Source organism: Agromyces subbeticus DSM 16689 (genome assembly GCF_000421565.1).
GTDB classification, from domain to species: Bacteria; Actinomycetota; Actinomycetes; order Actinomycetales; family Microbacteriaceae; genus Agromyces; species Agromyces subbeticus.
On sequence record NZ_ATXG01000006.1, the window covers coordinates 145,903 to 161,614 of the forward strand.

Consider the following 15,712-nt stretch of genomic DNA (forward strand, 5'->3'; position numbering starts at 1 on the left):
CACCCCCTCGTCGTGGCGTCTACGGTAACACCGCGGGGATGGAACGTACTGAGACATCCGACGCCGGAACCTCGAATGCGAGGTGCGAACCCGCCGCGAGATCGAGCGTGACCGCCGTCGCCGAGGGCACGTCGACGGCCACGTCGGGGTGCTCGTTCGTGACGATGCGCACGCCGCCAGGGGTTGGCTCGAGCTGCGCGATCGTGCCGACCCAGCGGTTGGGGTCGAGGGTGTCCACCGCTGCGATCCGCTCGCCGCCAGCAGGCGCGACGCGCACCGAGCCGGGGCCGAACACCGCGGAGGCCGCATTCCCGGCGAGGAGCCCTCCGCCGTTGCCGCGCAGCAGCAATCGGTCGCCCCGTGGTCCCTCGGCCATGACGCTGCCGTCGATGGTGCCGAGGCCGGTGACGAGGTTCACCCCGGCGAGAGCGGCGACGAACCGCGTCGCCGGGTGGCCGAACACCTCGCCGGGCGTTCCGTGCTGCACGATTCGACCATCGTGCAGGATCGCGGCCCGGTCGGCGAGGACGATCGCGTCGAGGGGGTCGTGGGTGACGAGCACCATCGGGATCCGCGTTCCCCATGGTCGGTCGGCGATGAGTCGCCGCATCGACTGGGCATTCTGCACGTCGAGCGCGGCGAACGGCTCGTCGAGCAGGAGCAGCACGGGGTCGGCGGCGAGTGCTCGGGCGATCGCGACGCGCTGCTGCTGGCCTCCCGAGAGTTCGGTCGGTCGCCGCCCGGCGAGGTCGGCGAGCTCGACCCGTTCGAGCCAGCCCATGGCCGCGGTTCGCGCGGCGTGGGCCGTCACTCCCTGCGAACGCGGCCCGAACGCCACATTCTCGACGACGCTCAGATGCGGGAAGAGCAGCGGCTGCTGGCCGAGCATCGCGACCCGACGGCGCTCGAGCGGCACCTGGATCCCGCGCCCACTCACGGCAGGATCCCGGTGGGTGAGCTGCTGCTCGCCGATCGTCACGAAGCCAGAGTTCGGGGCCCGGAGCCCCGCGATCGTGGACAGCAGGGTCGACTTGCCGGAACCGTTCGGCCCGAGCACGGCGAGCAGCTCGCCCGACTCGACGCGGACGGCGACCTCGAGCGTGAACTCGCCGACCACCGTCGTGAACTCGGCGGAGAGTGCACCCGGGGAGGAGTCGGCGATCACCGCGGCGCGTCCTCGCGCCAGCTGCGCATGAGCAGCAGCACCCCGACCGCGACGAGGATGAGCATGAGCGAGAGGGCGATCGCGATGTCCTCGCTCACGCCGGCGCCGTTGAAGGCCGTGTAGATCGCGAGCGGCATCGTTCGCGTGGTGCCCGCCGCGTTCCCGGCGAAGAGCGCCGTGGCGCCGAACTCGCCGAGAGCGCGGGCGAAGCACAGCACCGTGCCGGCGAGCAGTCCGGGCGCGACGAGCGGCAGGGTGACACGACGGAAGGTCGTGAAGCGGCCGGCGCCGAGGCCGGCGGAGACCGTCTCGTAGCGGGTGCCGACGCTGCGGAGCGACCCCTCGACGGCGATCACGAGGAAGGGCAGGGCCACGAATGTCTGTGCGATCACGACCGCGGTCGTTGTGAAGGGAATGCGGATGCCGGCGAGAGAGAGCGCGCCGCCGACGAGACCGCTGCGGCCGAGCAGGGCGAGCAGTGCGATGCCCCCGACGAGTGGCGGCAGCACGAGCGGCAGTGTCGCGAGCGTGCGGAGGATCGCGGCGACGCCTCGAGAGCTGCGCGCGATGACGAGGGCGAGCGGCACGCCGAGCAGGACGCACGTCGCCGTGGCGAGCGCAGCCGTGACGAGCGACAGGGTGAGCGCCTGGATCGCGGCCGGGGACGTGATCGCCGCCGGCACTTGCGCCCAGTCGAGGCGCAGGAGGAGTGCGGCGAGCGGGAGGACGAGCACCGCGACCGCGATGCCGGCCGGGAGGTAGAGCCAGAGCGGGAAGCGCACCGCGGCCGGCCCGGAGGCCGGGCCGCGATGCGTCTCCCGGGGCGACACCGTCGTCACGGCGCTCCGAATCCGAACGAGGCCAGCACGCGCTGCCCGGCATCCGAGGCGACGAAGTCGACGAACGCGGCTGACGCCGACGCGTTGGACGATCCAGCGAGCGACACGATCGGGTACACGTTGGTGGCGGCCTCTGCGCCGTCGATCTCGATGCCGTCGACGTCGCCTGACGCACCTTCGATGTCGGTCACGTACACGAGTCCGGCATCGGCCTCGCCGGTGCGCACCTTGGTGAGCACCGCGGAGACGTTCTGCTCCTCGCTGGCCGGAGTGACCATGATGCCGTCGTTCGTGATGAGCGTTCGCGCCGCCGCGCCGCAGGGCACCTCGGGGGCGCAGAGGACGACGATGGCAGGCTGGCCGGCGCTCGTGGTGGCTCCATCGGCGAGGTCGTCGAGGGAGTCGATGCCGAGCGGATTCTCGGGTGCGACGGCGATCTCGAGCACGTTCGTGGCGAAGTCGACGGGCGAGTCGGTCACGAGGTCGGCGTCGACGACCTTCGTCATGTTCTTCTCGTCGGCCGAGGCGAAGACGTCGGCATGCGCGCCTTCGATGAGCTGCGTGGCGAGCACGGAGGATCCGTCATAGGAGATCGGCAGCACATCGACTTCGGGGTGGAGCGTCTCGAACTCGGCGGCGAGCTCGTCGAACGCAGCGCCGAGGGAGGCTGCGGCGAAGATCGTGAGCTCGCCGGTCAGTTCGGGCGCCGTCTCGGTCGGGGCCGCGGATGAGTCGGTGCCGGTGCCGTCGGCACCGGCGGCGCATCCGCTCAGTGCCAGTGCCGCCAGGGCGGCGATCGAGAGCAGAGTCCGCGTGGGGTTCTTCGTCATGCAGGGGATTCCTTGTCGGTTTCGATGATGACCATGGTGGCTTTGACGACGGCGACGCCGCGCGAGCCGACCTCGAGCCGGAGTTCGCGTGCGGCCTCGGCCGACATGAGCGAGACGACCCGGTGCGGGCCGCACTGCAGTTCGACCTGCGCCATCAGCCCGTCGATCTCGATGCGGGTCACGAGCCCGACGAATCGATTGCGGGCGCTGCGGCGCACGGGGGACCGGTCGTCGTTCGCCGTGGCGATCGCCTGAGCGCGCGCGGCGAGTTCGTCGCCCGGCACCACTTGACGGCCCGAGGCGTCTTTCGAAGCGCTCAGCAGCCCCTCGACAACCCATCTGCGCACGGTGTCATCACTCACACCGACGAGGTCTGCGGCTTCACTGATCCGATACTGCGTCATGATATGCACAATACTCCCGCACCTGCGGAGATGGAACCAAATGTTTCCGTAAATCGGAATCGCAATTCCGAAAACATCTGGACGGTTGACCCAGTGGCTGCTACCTTCGAACTCGGCCGACGCAGCAACCCTGCCCATCGCTCGGCCGCCCATGAGTCGGATCAACGGAGATCCACCCGGTACCCCGGGAAATCCACCGCGCCGGCGATGAACAAGCAAGGAAGCCCTCTCATGGATTCGCTCGGACTCTCAACCGTCACAGCTACCGACGGCAAGCCCGCCACCACCCAGCCCGCTCCGACCCCGGCCGAATATCTCGCCCGCGCCGTCGCCATCGCCACCGAGAACGTGCGCAACGCCGGAGGCCCGTTCGGAGCCATCGTCGTCACCGCCGACGGCCGCGTGTTCGAGGGGGTGAACCGCGTCACCGCGAACCTCGACCCCACCGCCCACGCCGAAGTCTCGGCGATCCGCGCCGCATGCCAGGGCACCGGCAGCTTCGATCTCTCGGGCGCCACGCTCTACTCGAGCTGCGAGCCGTGCCCGATGTGCCTCGCCTCCTCGCTCTGGGCGCGCATCGACCGCGTGCACTACGCGGCGACCCGCGACGACGCGGCCGATGCCGGCTTCGACGACGCGGTCTTCTATCGTTACTTCGAGGGAGTCGACGCCGACCGGGCGATCATGCCGGTCTCAGACATCGAACTGCCCGCCGCCGAACGTGTGGCCCCGTTCACCGAGTGGCAGCACACCGCCACCCGCACCGAGTACTGAGAACGGAAGCGCACATGTCACAGGACACCAGCACGCGCGGCGCCGACCACGCCGACGAACCACAGAACACCCCGTCGACCGATACTTTCGCGGTCGCGAGCATTCCGAACCCGCTGCCGACCGGCGCGACGACGACCGTCGACGCCGAGCCCAAGAACGCGTTCGACCGATTCTTCGAGATCACCCGCCGCGGTTCCACCGTCGCGCGAGAGATTCGCGGCGGCATCGTCACCTTCGTCACGATGGCGTACATCGTGATCCTCAACCCGCTCATCCTCGGGGGCACCGACGACGTCGCGGGCAACGCACTCGATGCCGCGCAGATCGGTGCCGCGACGGGACTCACCGCCGGCCTCATGACCATTCTGTTCGGCCTGTTCGCCCGCCTGCCCTTCGCGCTCGCCGCGGGCCTCGGCATCAACTCCTTCCTGGCAGTCTCGGTCGTCGGGCAGGTGACCTGGCCGGAGGCGATGGGTCTCGTCGTGATCAACGGCATCATCATCGTGCTGCTCGGAGCCACCGGCGCCCGCACCGCGATCTTCAAGGCCGTGCCGCAGGCGCTGAAGGCGGCGATCACGGTCGGCATCGGCCTGTTCATCGCGTTCATCGGCTTCGTCGACTCGGGCTTCGTCAACCGCACCCCTGGCGGCCCGCCCGTGCAGCTCGGCGATTCGGGATCGATCACCTCGGTGCCGACGCTCGTGTTCCTCATCACCCTCGTGGTCATCGGCGTGCTCGTGGCGCGGCGCGTGCCCGGCGGCATCCTCATCGGCATCGTGACCGGCACGATCATCGCCATCATCGCCCAGTCGATCCTGAAGCTCGGCCCGAGCTTCGAAGACGCGGGCGGCTGGCACATGACGATCCCCGAGCTTCCGAGTTCGCTCGTGACGATTCCCGACTTCGGCCTCATCGGCCAGTTCGACCTGTTCGGCGCCTTCGGCCGCATCGGCGCGCTGTCGGCGACGATGCTCGTGTTCACCCTCGTGTTCTCCAACTTCTTCGACGCGATGGGCACGATGACCGGGCTCGCGAAGAACGCGGGGCTCGCCCACAAGGACGGCACCTTCCCGCGCCTGCGTGCCGCGTTCATCGTCGAGGGCGCCGGCGCCATCGCGGGTGGCGCGACCTCGACCTCGTCGAACACGGTCTACGTCGACAGCGCCTCCGGCATCGGCGAAGGGGCCCGCACGGGTCTCGCCGCGATCGTCGTCGGCGTGCTGTTCCTCGTTTCGATGTTCCTGACGCCGCTCACGCTCGTGGTGCCGATCGAGGTCGGCTCCGCAGCGCTCGTGGTGGTCGGTGCGATGATGATGGCGCAGATCCGCGAGATCAAGTTCAGCAATTTCGCGATCGCGTTGCCGGCCTTCCTCACGATCGTGACGATGCCGCTGACCTACTCGATCGCGAACGGCATCGGCGTCGGCTTCATCTCGTGGGCGCTCGTGAACGCCCTCTCGGGCCGTGCGCACAAGGTGCACTGGCTCTTGTGGGTGGTCGCCGCGGGCTTCGCACTGTACTTCGTGCGCGGGCCGATCGAGCTCGCGCTCGCGGGCTAGGGTCGCAGACGCCCCGCACGCATCGCGCCTGCCCCGGTGCGCACCGCTTGGTGCGCACCGGGGCAGGCTGTTGCGCGTGACCGGGCCAGGCCGCGTTCACGGCGCGGTTCAGAGAAGACGCGGTTCAGAGAAGAGAGGAAGGCGCGTGCCGAAGACGACTCCATCGACGACGGATGCCTCGGACGGCGAGCGCCGTCGCGCTCACGGCCGACGAGGCGACGACGCGCGATCGGTCTGGCGATCGCCCGGCATGCCGGCGCTGCTCGCGACGACCGCGCTCGGGTTCGCGGGCTACGCCGTGCTCTTGCCGGTCGCGCCGCTCTGGGCGGTCGAGGGCGGGGTCGATGCCGCTGGCGCGGGCCTCGTCACGGGCATCTTCATGTTCTGCACCGTTCTCGGACAACTGTTCGTTCCGGCGGCCCTGCACCGGTTCGGCTGGGGCGCCGTGCTCGTCGTGGGCCTCACCCTGCTCGGGGCGCCCTCCCTCCTGCACCTCGTCTCGGCCGAGCTGCTGCCGGTGCTCGCGATCGCCGCCGTTCGCGGTGCCGGGTTCGCGGTGCTGACGGTGGCGGGCTCGAGCGCCGTCGCCGAGCTCGTCGAGCCCGCCCGCCGAGGTCGTGCGATCGGCGCGTTCGGGCTCGCCATCGCCGGCCCGCAGCTCGTGCTGCTGCCCATGGCGCCGTTGGTCGCCGAGATCGTCGGGTACTGGGCGGTCTTCCTCGCCGGCGCGCTGCCGCTCATCGCGATCATCCCGGCGGTGCGCCTCGCCCGGCACCTGCACGCCTCGCATCACGACCCCGGCGCGCCAGAGCATGCAGCCGCAGCCAACCGGTTCGGCGCGCTGCGCGCGCTCGCACCTCCCGTCGGCGTGCTTCTCGGGGTCACCCTCGCGGGCGGCGCCCTGCTCACCTTCGTGCCGCAGCTGGTCGACGGCGCTGCTGTCATGGCCGCGCTCGTGTTCGTCACCGCGACGGCCGCCGCCGCCCGCTGGCTCGTCGGCGGGCTGGCCGACCGGGTGGGAACGCATCGCCTGCTCTGGCCGTTCGTGCTGGCGACCGTGGCGGGCCTGCTGCTCGTCGCCTGGTCGGTCTCGCCCGGAGCACCGACGACACCGCTGCTGCTCGCCGGAGCTGCGCTCGTCGGGCTGAGCTACGGGGCCTTGCAGAACCTCACGCTCGGTGAGGCGTTCGCCGTGGTGCCGCGACGCGACTCCGTCTTCGCGAGCACCGTGTGGAACATCGGCTTCGACACCGGCACGGGCATCGGCGCCGTGGTCGTCGGCGCGCTCGCGGCCGGGCTCTCGTTCCAGGTGGCGTTCATCGCGGCTGCGGCGATCGTGCTCGTGACCGTGCCGCTCGCCCTCATGCGCCGCCCGGCGCGGCCTGCGACTCCTCGATGAGATGCAGGATTCGCGCCGCGACGCTCACCGCGATCGTGGCAGGGGCCTTGCCGGCCACCTCCGGCACGCCGATCGGTGTCGTCACCCGCGCGAGGTCGTGCTCGTCGTGCCCCAGCTCGGTGAGCTTCACCTGAAACCGCGCCCACTTCGAACGTGAGCCGATGAGCCCGATCGAGCCGAGGTCGTCGCGGCGCAGCGCCGAGTCGGTGACGGCCAGGTCTTCGACGTGATCGTGCGTCATGATGAGCACGTGCGCCCCGGGCGGGAGCGCCGCGAGGCCGGCCTCGGGCACGGGCTCGTGGTGCACGTGCACCTCCGCGACGGCATCGGCGAGCACACCTGACCCACCGGGCGTGCCGATGCGTTCGGGCGCGAGCATCTCGGCGCGCGAATCGACGAGGTGAAGCGCGATCTCCTGACGGGCGAGGATGCGGGCCAATTCGAGCCCGACATGGCCCAGGCCGAAGATCGCGACCGACGGAACGACCCGGACCGGTTCGAGCATGAGGGTGACCTCTCCTCCGCAGCACTGCACGCCGTATTCGGTCGTGGCTTTGTCGCTGAGCTTCAGGGTGAGCAGTTCGGGCTCGGCCGAGCCGCTTGCGAGCAGTTCGCGGGCACGCGTGATGGCCGTCGCCTCGAGGTTGCCGCCGCCGACCGTGCCGAAGACCCGGTCGGGGGCGACCACCATCTTGGCCCCGCCGTTGCGCGGAGCGTGCCCCCGCACGATCGCGAGCGTGACGATGACCGCCGGCGTGCGCTCCTCGCGAAGCCGTCGCAGTTCGTCGAGCCAGTCCATCGGGCGGGGCCCCGCTCAGACCTCGGTCGAGGCGAGTGCGGGCACGTCGGCACCGACCGGCGAGCGGCCGGCCGCGACATCCGCCGTGTTGCGGTTCAAGGTGGCCTCGGATGCCGCGGCCGATGCCGACCCCGCCGTTCGCGCCGCCTCGATCGCCCAGAAGACCGCCTCGGGTGTCGCCGGAGATCCGAGCTCGACGCTGTGGCCGACGGGTGCGAACGCGCCGACCGCCTCGCGGATCGCCTCGCGCGCGCTGAACGCGAGCATGAAGGGCGGCTCGCCCACGGCCTTCGAGCCATAGACGGCGCCGTCTTCGCGGGCGTTCTCGAAGAGGCGCACGTTGAACTCCTCGGGCATCTCGGAGAAGCTCGGCAGCTTGTAGGTGCTCGCCGACTGCGTCTGCAGCCTGCCCCGGTGCGGCCCGTCGGACTCGTCCCAGCGAAGCTCCTCGAGGGTGAGCCAGCCGACGCCCTGCACGTAGGCGCCCTCGATCTGCCCGATGTCGAGCATGGGCGACAGCGAGTCGCCGACGTCATGCACGATGTCGACGCGGCGCACCCGGTAGGCCCCGGTTAAACCGTCGACCTCGACCTCGCTGGCAGCGCACCCGTAGGCGAAGTACTTGAAGGGCGAGCCCTGCATCAGGTCGGGGTTCCAGTGCAGGCCCTCGGTGCGGTAGTAGCCCGCGGCCCAGAGCTGCACTCGCTGGAGGTACGACGCGTTGGCCACCTCGGCGAAGGTCAGGCGCTGGTCGAACTTGCCGAGGCCGGTGATGAACCCGCCCTCGAAGCGCACGTCGCGCTCGTCGACGCCGAGCAGCCGGCCGGCGACCTTCGCCATGCGGTCGCGAATCTGCTCGCAGGCGTTCTTCACGGCGCCGCCGTTGAGGTCGGCGCCCGAAGAGGCTGCAGTCGCCGAGGTGTTCGGCACCTTGTCGGTGCGCGTCGGCGCGAGCCGCACCTGGTCGAGTCGCAGGCCGAGCGCCGTCGCCGCGACCTGCAGCATCTTGGTGTGCAGGCCCTGGCCCATCTCGGTGCCGCCGTGATTGATCAGCACCGAGCCGTCTTTGTAGACGTGCACGAGTGCGCCCGCCTGGTTGAAGGCCGCGAAGTTGAACGAGATTCCGAACTTGACCGGCGTGATCGAGAGCCCGCGCTTTGTGTCGGGGTTCGCCGCGTTGAACGCGGCGATCTCTGCTCGCCGTGCCGCGAAGTCGCTCTCGTCGACGAGTTGGCCCCAGATGGCCTCGAGGCGGCCGGCGTCTTTCACGAGCTGCCCGTAGGGCGTGCTCTGGCCGGGGCGATAGAAGTTCTTGCGCCGGATCTCGGCCGGGTCGATGCCGAGCACGGGAGCGACCCGGCCGAGGATGTCTTCGATGAGGAAGACACCCTGTGGCCCACCGAAGCCGCGGAACGCGGTCTGCGAGGTCTTGTTCGTCTTCGCGATGCGGCCCTGGGCGTGCACGTTCGGAATCCAGTAGGCGTTGTCGATGTGGCAGAGCGCGCGACCGAGCACGGGCTCGGAGAGGTCGAGGCTCCAGCCGCCGTCGGCCGTGAGGGTCGCCTCGAGGGCCTGGATCAGGCCGTCGTCGCCGAACCCCGCCTTCCAGCTGATGTGGAACGGGTGGCGCTTGCCGGTCATCGTGATGTCTTGCGTGCGGTTCAGGCGCAGGCGCACCGGCCGGCCCGTGAGCTTCGCGCCGAGCGCCGCGATCGCGGCGAAGCCGTGCGGCTGCATCTCTTTGCCGCCGAAGGCGCCGCCCATGCGCAGCGACTGCACGGTGACCTGGCTCGACGAGATTCCGAGCACGTGCGCGATGATCTCCTGCGTCTCAGACGGATGCTGCGTCGAGCACTGCACGAAGTACTGCCCCTCGGAGTCGAGGATCGCGAGTGAGGCGTGGGTCTCGAGGTAGAAGTGCTCCTGCCCGCCGAACTCGGTGACGCCCTCGAAGACACGTGGGGCACTCACCATCGCGGCTGCGGCATCGCCTCGGGCGACGGTGCGAGCGATGCCCTGATAGGACTCGGCGGCGATCGCCTCGCGCACCGTGATGCAGGAGGGGAGCGGTTCGTAGGCGACCTGTACCGCTTCGGCACCGAGTCGCGCGGCCTCTTGCGTCTCGCCGAGCACCCAGACCAGGGCGTGGCCGTAGAACATCGCCTCGCTCGGGAAGAGCGGCTCGTCGTGCTTGATGCCGGCGTCGTTGATGCCGGGCACGTCGTCGGCGGTGAGCACGCGCACGACACCGGAAACCTCGTAGGCGGGGGCGACGTCGACGGTGACGCGGGCGTGGGCGTTCGTGGACTGCACCGGCCACGCGGTGAGCACGCCTGCCGTCTGCGCGGCGAGGTCGTCGGTGTACATCGCCGCACCGGTCACGTGCAGTGCTGCACTCTCGTGCGGGGCGCGCAGGCCGACGACGGGGTTCGCGGGGCGATCGGCGAGGCTGCTCATGCCGAGACCTCCTTCGACTCGATGACGGTGCTGCTGTACAGCTTGAGGAGCGCACTGCCGAGCATGAGGGACCGGTAGTCGCTCGACGCGCGGTGGTCGGACATCGGCGTGCCCTCGCCCTGCAGCACGGCCGAGCCGGCGCGCACGGTCGAGACGTTCCACGGCTCGCCGATGAGGGCTGCCTCGGTCGCGTACGCGCGCAGCGGTGTTGCTGCGACGCCGCCGAGCCCGATGCGAGCGGCGGCGATCACGCCGTCGTCGATGTCGAGGGCGAACCCGATCGCGACGCTCGAGATGTCGTCGAACCGGCGCTTGGCGATCTTGTGGAAGGCGGTGACCCTGGCGAGGGGCAACGGGATGCGGATGGCCCGGATGAGCTCATCGGCACGGCGCACCGTCTGCCGGTATCCGGTGAAGTAGTCGGCGAGCTCGACCTCGCGCTCGCCGTCGACCGATGCCAGCACGAGCCGGGCGCCGAGGGCGAGCAGGGCGGGCGGGGTGTCGCCGATGGGGGAGCCGGTGCCGAGATTGCCGCCGAAGGTGCCGCGGTTGCGGATGAGGCGCGAGGCGAACTGCGGGAAGAGCTGTGCGAGCAGCGGCACCCGGTCGCCCAGTCGGCGTTCGGCGTCGGAGAGGGGCAGCGCGGCACCGATCTCGACGAACTCATCGGTGATCGTGAGGTTGCGGAGCTCGTCGAGCTGCTCGATCGCGACCATGAGCGGCGCGCGGCGGCCGCGCAGGTTCACCTCGACCCCGAGGTCGGTCGAGCCGGCCACGAGCAGGGCGGTGGGTTCGTCGCGCAACAGTCGGAGGGTCTCGTCGAGGGTGGCCGGCCGGATGAATCGGCCGGCTCCGGCCTCGAAGTCGGTCGGCACGGCTCGGGGCGCGGGCCGGGTGCGACGGGCCGCCAGCTCGTCGGTGGCATCGGGGGAGCCGAGCGTGTAGGCGGCGTCGCGGATGGGGCGGTAGCCCGTGCAGCGGCACAGGTTGCCGCTCAGGGCGTGCAGGTCGAAGCCGTTCGGGCCGTGCTCCTCGCACACCTCCTCGCCGGGCGCCGCGGGCACCCGGTCGGCCCGGTAGTACTCGCCCGCCATGCTGCAGGCGAATCCGGGGGTGCAGTAGCCGCACTGCGAGCCGCCGGCCTCGGCGAGCTTCTGCTGCACGGGGTGCAGCGCGTCGGGGGAGCCGAGACCCTCAGCCGTCACGACCTCTTGCCCGTTGAGCGATGCGACCGGCATGAGGCACGCGTTGACCGCGGTCCACGTGGTGCCGCCGTCGTCGGCGGGCGACGCGAGCAGCATCGCGCAGGCACCGCACTCACCCTCGGCGCAGCCCTCTTTGCTGCCCGAGAGGCCGGTGTCGCGCAGCCAGTCCAAAGCCGTCGTGTGGGCGGTGGCGCCCTGCAACGGGCGTCGCCGCCCGTTGACCGTCACGGTGATCTCGTCCATGGGATCTCCTCGGTTCGGCGCCCGCATGGGCGCCATGGCACCGGGACCCCGATGGCCCCACCTCGCGCCGTGTCCACCCGTGGTAGACACCTCGATACTAGCGCGCCGCGACCGAAAATATCGACAAATTCGGAATCAGGATTCCACAGAGTGGATATTACGAGGATTCAAGCGGCGGCCGTGACTGTCGCGATCTCCTGCACAACCTCGCGCAGCACGGGAATCGCACGATCGGCGAAGCTCTCGTCGACGCGGGCGACCGGGCCCGAGACCGAGACGGCCGTCGGCACCGGTGCTCCGGGAACGGTCATCGCGTAGCAGCGCACACCGATCTCCTGCTCGCCGTCGTCGATGGCGTACCCGCGGGCGCGGGTCTCGCGCAGGTCGTCGAGCAGTGCGTCGAGCGAGTCGATCGAGTGCTCCGTCGACTTCGGCATGCCGGTGCGCGCGATGATGTCGCGCACCGTGGCATCGTCGAGCTGGGCGAGGATCGCCTTGCCCACCCCGGTGCTGTGCAGGTGCGATCTCCGGCCGACCTCGGTGAACATGCGCATCGCGTGCGGCGACGGCGCCTGCGAGACGTAGATGACCTGGTCGCCGTCGAGCGTCGCGAGGTTGGCGGTCTCGCCGAGGCGTTCGACGAGATCTTTGAGCTGCGGCTTGGCCAGCTGGCCGAACTGCCGGTTCGCGACTTCGCCCAGGCGCACCAGGCGCGGGCCGAGCGCGTAGCGCCGGTTCGCGAGCTGGCGCGCGTAGCCGAGCGCGACGAGCGTGCGCAGCAAGCGGTGGATGGTCGGCAGCGGCAGGTCGGCCATCGTCGAGAGTTCGCTCAGCGTGACGTCGCCCCCGGCGTCGGCGATGAGCTCGAGCAGGTCGAAGACCCGGGCAACGGATTTGACGCCTTCGGGTGGGCTGTCCGACATGCCGCGGTACTCCAGTCGATTCGATCGCGATCGGCAGGGGAAATCCGCATCGCGGAAACCCTGCAGGGTTGCAGCCAAGATACCGCACGGGCCGAAGCGGCACGCTTGAATCGGCGCCGCTGACTTGAGTTTCCAGAATGTAGATATTAACATCCACAATACGAAAACATTTTGATTGACGAACGGCTCGTCGCAGGAAAGAGTGGCACCATGACCATCGAGATCAGCCGGGCGGCAAGCGCCGACGGCGCCGACGAGATCCTCACAGCAGAGGCGCTCGCGTTCGTCGAGCAACTGCACCATCGCTTCGATGCGCGTCGGCTCGAGCTGCTCGCCGAGCGGCAGGCCAAGCGCGAACGCATCGCGGCCGGCGGCACGCTCGACTTCCTCCCCGAGACCCGCGAGATCCGCGAGGGCGACTGGCGCGTGGCATCCGCCCCCGACGCCCTGCTTGACCGACGTGTCGAGATGACCGGCCCGGCCGCTCCGGCCAAGATGGCGATCAATGCCCTGAACTCCGAGGCCAGGGTCTGGCTTGCCGACCTCGAAGACGCCTCGAGCCCGCACTGGCACAACGTCGTCGGCGGCGTGAAGAACCTGCGCGACGCCGCGCTCGGCACCCTCGCCTACACGTCGCCCGCAGGCAAGCCCTATGCCCTGCGCACCGACGTGCGCCGCCCCACGGTGGTGACCCGGCCGCGCGGCTGGCACCTGCCCGAGCGGCACGTGCTCATCGACGGCGCGCCGGGCTCGGGCTCGCTCGTCGACTTCGGCCTGCACTTCTTCCACACGGCGCAGCTGCTGATCGACAACGGCCACGGTCCCTACTACTACCTGCCGAAGCTCGAGAGCCACCTCGAGGCCCGCCTCTGGAACGACGTGTTCGTCTTCGCGCAGCAGTCGCTGGGCATTCAGCAGGGCACGGTGCGGGCGACGGTGCTGATCGAGACGATTCCGGCCGCGTTCGAGATGGACGAGATCCTCTACGAACTGCGCGATCATGCCTCGGGCCTCAACGCCGGGCGCTGGGACTACCTGTTCAGCCTGATCAAGGTCTTCCGCGATGCCGGGCCCGCCTTCGTGCTGCCCGATCGCGCCCAGGTCGCGATGACGGCCCCGTTCATGCGCGCCTACACCGAGCTGCTCGTGAAGACGTGTCATCGTCGCGGCGCCGCCGCGATGGGCGGCATGGCCGCCGTCGTGCCGAACCGCAACGACCTCGAGGTCACTCGAGCCGCGTTCGACAAGGTGCGCGCCGACAAGACCCGCGAGGCGAACGACGGCTTCGACGGCTCGTGGGTGGCCCACCCCGATCTCGTTCCCGTCTGCCGCGAGGTGTTCGACGCGGTGCTGGGCGAGCGCCCGAACCAGTTCGACCGCCAGCGACCCGAGGTCGAGGTGACGGCGGCCGAACTGCTCGACGTCGCCTCGGCGCCGGGTGACGTCACCGAGGCGGGCCTGCACGCCAATCTCTACGTCGCAGTCGCCTACACCGCCGTCTGGCTCTCGGGCAACGGCGCCGTCGCGATCCACAACCTCATGGAGGATGCCGCCACGGCCGAGATCTCGCGGTCGCAAGTGTGGCAGCAGCTCAGGAACCACGTCGTGTTCGCCGACACCGGCCGCGCGATCACGCCCGAGCTCGTGCGCACGGTGCTCGCCGAGGAAGTCGAACGGCTTCGCGGCGAGGTCGACCCCGAGCGCTTCGCCGCGTACTACGAACCGGCTGCCGCGCTCATCGCCGACATCTGCCTCTCCGAGGAGTACGTCGACTTCCTGACCCTCCCCGCCTACGAACTGCTGGACTGAACGATGACCACTTCACGGGGCTCCCTCACCGCCGCCGACCTGGCGCGCGCAGATGCACAGCTGCAGGCGACCGACACGCTGCTGGCCACCGCATACCCGGGCGACGACGGCTCGCGCCAGCCCGTGCACACCGTGTACGTGCCGGCCGACCGGTACACCCCCGAGCTGCCGACCGTGTGGGGGCGGGCCGCGCTCGCCGCCGTCGAGGCGGCCGGGGGACTCGAGGAGATCGCGACCTCGGTGGGGCTCGACAGCGGCATCGCGGCCGCCGTGGCGCCGCGAGTGCGCGACAAGCTCGAACGCGAGCCGATCGAAGACCTGCGGATCGACTTCGAAGACGGCTACGGCGACCGCGGCGACGACGTCGAGGACGCCGATGCGGTGCGGGCCGCCAAGCGGGTCGTCGCCGCAGCCGGCGCCGGCTTCGCCCCGCCGTTCATCGGCATCCGCTTCAAGTGCTTCGAAGCATCGACGCGGGCGCGCGGCATCCGCACGCTCGACCTGTTCGTCACCGCACTCGTCGAGCACGGCGGACTGCCCGACGGCCTCATGCTGACGCTGCCGAAGGTGTCGACCGTCGCGCAGGTCGAGGTGATGGCCGATGTCGCGGCCGCCCTCGAACGTGCGCACGGTCTGCCCGACGGCCGGCTCCGTTTCGAGGTGCAGGTCGAGACGCCGCAGCTCGTGCTCGGCGCCGACGGCCGCTCGCCGGTCGCGCAGCTCGCGCTCGCCGCCCCCGGCCGCGTCAGCGCCCTGCACTACGGCACGTACGACTACAGCGCGTCGCTGCAGATCGCCGCCCGCTACCAGTCGATGGAGCATCCGGTCGCCGACCTCGCGAAGGGGATCATGCAGCTCGCGGTCGCGGGCACCGGCATCCGCCTGTCCGACGGGTCGACGAACATCCTCCCGATCGGGGACCGCGCCGAGGAGGCCTGGGCGCTGCACGCCCGCCTCGTGCGACGTTCGCTCGAGCGCGGCTATTACCAGGGCTGGGACCTGCACGCCCACCAGCTGCCGACCCGGTACCTCGCGAGCTACGCCTTCTTCCGCGAGGGGTACCCCGAGGCATCCGCCCGCTTGCGCAACTACCGCGAGCGCACCGCCGGCGCGGTGCTCGACGAGCCGGCCACGGCGCGCGCGCTCGCCGACTTCGTGCTGCGCGGCGTCGAGTGCGGCGCCGTCGCCGAAGCAGAGGTCGCCGCCGACATCGGCATCGACCGGCGGGCGCTCACGGTGCTCGCCCATCCGAAACTCGCGAACCGATGAGCGGATGCCCCGACTCGTCCCCGATCCCCGAGGAGCA

At 70.3% G+C, this 15,712-nt stretch carries 13 protein-coding genes; 5 read left to right on the plus strand and 8 right to left on the minus strand.

All coding sequences use genetic code 11. The annotated features are described in order from the left end of the window. Positions 1-19: 19 nt before the first annotated feature. From H521_RS0110790 to H521_RS0110805, 4 genes are read right to left on the minus strand one after another with little or no spacing between them, the layout of a single operon-like run. Positions 20-1,165, minus strand: a complete 1,146-nt coding sequence (locus H521_RS0110790) for an ABC transporter ATP-binding protein (RefSeq protein WP_022893035.1) — start codon at positions 1,163-1,165, stop codon at positions 20-22. Then, positions 1,162-1,995, minus strand: coding sequence for an ABC transporter permease (locus H521_RS0110795; protein ID WP_425393591.1), 834 nt, complete (start codon positions 1,993-1,995; stop codon positions 1,162-1,164). Before H521_RS0110795 ends, H521_RS0110790 begins: the two co-directional genes overlap by 4 nt. A gap of 5 nt (positions 1,996-2,000) precedes the next feature. Further along, complete coding sequence (gene modA, locus H521_RS0110800; RefSeq protein WP_022893037.1) at positions 2,001-2,834, minus strand: molybdate ABC transporter substrate-binding protein; 834 nt, start codon at positions 2,832-2,834, stop codon at positions 2,001-2,003. Further along, positions 2,831-3,238, minus strand: coding sequence for a TOBE domain-containing protein (locus H521_RS0110805; RefSeq protein WP_022893038.1), 408 nt, complete (start codon positions 3,236-3,238; stop codon positions 2,831-2,833). Before H521_RS0110805 ends, modA begins: the two co-directional genes overlap by 4 nt. Before the next feature lie 231 nt (positions 3,239-3,469). Between H521_RS0110805 and H521_RS22880 the strand changes: the two genes are divergently transcribed. The 3 genes from H521_RS22880 (at position 3,470) to H521_RS0110820 (ending at position 6,970) form a co-directional block, all read left to right on the plus strand. After that, entirely contained in the window at positions 3,470-4,012 is a 543-nt protein-coding gene (locus H521_RS22880; protein ID WP_022893039.1) for a nucleoside deaminase, read from the plus strand. 14 nt (positions 4,013-4,026) lie between these two features. Then, positions 4,027-5,571, plus strand: a complete 1,545-nt coding sequence (locus H521_RS0110815) for an NCS2 family permease (RefSeq protein WP_022893040.1) — start codon at positions 4,027-4,029, stop codon at positions 5,569-5,571. A 145-nt stretch (positions 5,572-5,716) separates the two neighbouring features. Next, on the plus strand, positions 5,717-6,970 hold the full coding sequence (locus tag H521_RS0110820) for an MFS transporter (RefSeq protein ID WP_022893041.1): 1,254 nt from the start codon (positions 5,717-5,719) through the stop codon (positions 6,968-6,970). Here the strand turns inward: H521_RS0110820 and xdhC are convergent. From xdhC to H521_RS0110840, 4 genes are all read right to left on the minus strand, one after another. Then, complete coding sequence (gene xdhC / locus H521_RS22885; RefSeq protein WP_022893042.1) at positions 6,933-7,769, minus strand: xanthine dehydrogenase accessory protein XdhC; 837 nt, start codon at positions 7,767-7,769, stop codon at positions 6,933-6,935. The genes H521_RS0110820 and xdhC overlap by 38 nt on opposite strands. 15 nt (positions 7,770-7,784) lie before the next feature. Beyond that, complete coding sequence (xdhB, locus tag H521_RS22890; protein ID WP_022893043.1) at positions 7,785-10,226, minus strand: xanthine dehydrogenase molybdopterin binding subunit; 2,442 nt, start codon at positions 10,224-10,226, stop codon at positions 7,785-7,787. Further along, positions 10,223-11,674: a xanthine dehydrogenase small subunit gene (locus H521_RS0110835; protein WP_022893044.1), complete on the minus strand. Its 1,452-nt coding sequence runs from the start codon at positions 11,672-11,674 to the stop codon at positions 10,223-10,225. The genes xdhB and H521_RS0110835 overlap by 4 nt, the downstream gene beginning before the upstream one ends. Before the next feature lie 167 nt (positions 11,675-11,841). Continuing rightward, the gene (locus H521_RS0110840; RefSeq protein WP_022893045.1) at positions 11,842-12,597 is read right to left on the minus strand and encodes an IclR family transcriptional regulator; all 756 of its coding nucleotides are present in this window, start codon (positions 12,595-12,597) and stop codon (positions 11,842-11,844) included. A 210-nt stretch (positions 12,598-12,807) separates the two neighbouring features. On the opposite strand from H521_RS0110840, the gene aceB reads away from it, so the two are divergent. Both aceB and H521_RS0110850 read left to right on the plus strand, forming a co-directional pair. Then, entirely contained in the window at positions 12,808-14,406 is a 1,599-nt protein-coding gene (gene aceB / locus H521_RS0110845) for a malate synthase A (RefSeq protein WP_022893046.1), read from the plus strand. Positions 14,407-14,409: 3 nt separating this feature from the next. Beyond that, a complete protein-coding gene (locus H521_RS0110850) occupies positions 14,410-15,675 on the plus strand; it encodes a DUF6986 family protein (protein WP_022893047.1) in 1,266 nt (421 codons plus the stop codon). The last annotated feature ends 37 nt before the right edge of the window (positions 15,676-15,712 follow it).